This window comes from Streptomyces atratus (assembly GCF_900119365.1).
GTDB lineage: Bacteria > Actinomycetota > Actinomycetes > Streptomycetales > Streptomycetaceae > Streptomyces > Streptomyces atratus_B.
In genome coordinates this window covers 1-2,117 of the sequence record NZ_FPJO01000090.1, presented here as the reverse complement: position 1 = coordinate 2,117, position 2,117 = coordinate 1, and the positions used below count along the sequence as shown (strand labels likewise).

Annotated in this window: 2 protein-coding genes and 3 pseudogenes; 4 read left to right on the top strand and 1 reads right to left on the bottom strand. The window is 66.5% G+C overall.

The features are described 5' to 3' along the window. The 4 genes and pseudogenes from BT364_RS44680 to BT364_RS43930 form a co-directional block, all read left to right on the top strand. Positions 1-93: pseudogene (locus BT364_RS44680) on the top strand (IS6 family transposase); the annotation flags it as partial. A 79-nt stretch (positions 94-172) separates the two neighbouring features. Beyond that, positions 173-580 (top strand): annotated as a pseudogene (locus BT364_RS38875) (IS110 family transposase); the annotation flags it as partial. Continuing rightward, entirely contained in the window at positions 562-1,230 is a 669-nt protein-coding gene (locus tag BT364_RS38870) for a hypothetical protein (RefSeq protein WP_177328412.1), read from the top strand. The pseudogene BT364_RS38875 and the gene BT364_RS38870, both read left to right, overlap by 19 nt. Positions 1,231-1,235: 5 nt before the next feature. After that, positions 1,236-1,583: pseudogene (locus tag BT364_RS43930) on the top strand (NF041680 family putative transposase); the annotation flags it as partial. On the opposite strand, the gene BT364_RS38860 reads toward BT364_RS43930, so the two are convergent. Further along, the coding region (locus BT364_RS38860; protein WP_256260441.1) for a hypothetical protein at positions 1,580-2,117 on the bottom strand (538 nt) is incomplete at its 5' end. The pseudogene BT364_RS43930 and the gene BT364_RS38860 sit on opposite strands and share 4 nt — an antisense overlap.

Sequence of the window (2,117 nt, the reverse complement as noted above, 5' to 3'; positions counted from 1 at the left end):
ATGACCGCCGCCCACTACCGCGCCGAGATGACCACCCGCTTCGCCATCTGGGACCAGATCACCGGCGCTGCAAGCCGGCCCACCACGGCCTGACCACAGGCCCGGACCGCGGGCCCCACCAGGCCACGACGCACCGTCAGGCACCTGCAACCCAACAACGTGACAGCACCCACACGACGTCGCCCTCGTCGACGACAGCGGCCAGCTTCTGGCCAAGCGGCACATCACCGACGACGCGGTCGGCTACAAGATCCTGCTGGACCTGCTCGCCGAGTACGGCGACACCGAGGAGACCCCGATCCCGGTCGCGATCGAGACCTCTCGCGGACTGCTGGTCGCAGTGCTGAGGACGGGCAAGCGGCAGGTGTTCGCGATCAACCCGATGGCGGCTGCCCGCTATCGCGACCGGACGTCCGTCTCCCGCAAGAAGTCCGACCCCGGCGACGCCCTGGTCCTGGCCAACATCCTGCGCACCGACATGCACGCCCACCGGCCGCTGCCGCAGGACAGCGATCTGGCCCGCGCGGTCGCCGTGCTGGCACGGACCCAGCAGGACGCGACGTGGAACCGGCAGCAGATATGCGTTCGAAGGATCCCGCCGGTCTCACACAGGAACTATGGGGACTGCTCGCCCTCTACCAAGCCCTGCGATCGGTCATGGTCACGGCTATGGAGACCCGGTACTGCACTGATCCGGACCGAGCCTCCTTCATCATCGCTCTGGAGGCCGCACGCGACACCGTCGCCATCATCGCCGGCCCCAAGGCGGCTCACAGCCCCGGCACCCAGGCCGACCTGGTCGGACACATCGGAACCCGGCTCTTGCACACCATGCTCCCCAAACGTCGTCCGCGGACCTCAGCCCGCGTGGCGAAGCGCGGTATCTCCCGCTACCACACCTGGAATCAGGATCACCGGCCCCGTGACAGCAGCCCTATCACTGCCATCGACATCACCATCCGTGCGCCTACTCTCCCAACGTCACTGGACCCGGCTCGCAAGCCCTCCAGTTCCTGGGAACAGCTCTGCCAGATCTTCACTGCGCGCGCCAACCAACCCATGCACGCTCGTGACCTGGCCGACCACATGGGACTCACAGTGCCTCGGGCCCGTAAGAACCTCACCTCCCAGCTCTGCCTCTGGACTCGCCACAGCCTGCTGACCCGCACCGCACCGAACACCTACAAGATCACGCTGCCCGACACCTTGACACCATCTCCGGGCCCCTAACTTCGTGGCATTGGGTGATCGCCGCCTACGCCCAGCTCCGGCTGGCCCGCCCGCTGGCCACCGACCTCCGGCGGCCCTGGGAGAAGCCGACCCCGCCGAACAGACTCACGCCCGCCCGAGTCCGCAGGGGGTTCAGAAACCTGCGCGCGAAGACCGGCTCTCCAGCCGGTGCACCGAAACCATCCCGCCCCGGACCCGGCCGACCACTCGGCTCGAAGAACCACCGCCCCGCCACCCGTCACAACGTGGGCCGAGTCCTCGCCACCGGCCAGGCATACAGCCGCCCCGCTCACCACAAGAAGGGCACCAAACCCAGGCGAACCGTCACGGAGCTACCAGATCAGACGCCTTAAGGGCGAGTAGCGGCAGCAGCGATGCCGGCCTCCCGAAGCGTGCGGGCCAGGTGTTCCATCTCAGGAAGCGTTCCTGAGTAATCACCGTCCAGCACACGGTGCAGCACAGCCTTGGCGTTCTTCAGGTCAATGCCGAGCTCAGCCCGTAACACGCGCATGATGACGACGCTCTTCATCGGCGGACTGCTCACCTGCAGCCTCGCGGGTCCATGCTCGGAGAGCATCTGATCCCGCCGTTCGGCCGGCACGTCGCCACCGCACACGGCAACCGCAAATCCACAGGCGAAACAGGTTGATTCAACGTCCCATCGCAACCGGCCGTCCACCAGGGCCTGAACTCCCCAGCACTCCAGCTCCGCACCGCAGTCCTGGCACTCAGCGGAGTACCTGACGGATTCGAAAACCGCCTGCTCCATCCCCACCCCCAACGGAGACGAGGTTAACCTCGCCGTTTCGGTTGAGATGAGGCCGGAAGCGGGGAGGAAATACGAAAGTGCCTTCTGAGCTGGGACGATGAACCTTGTCGAGGGGTTC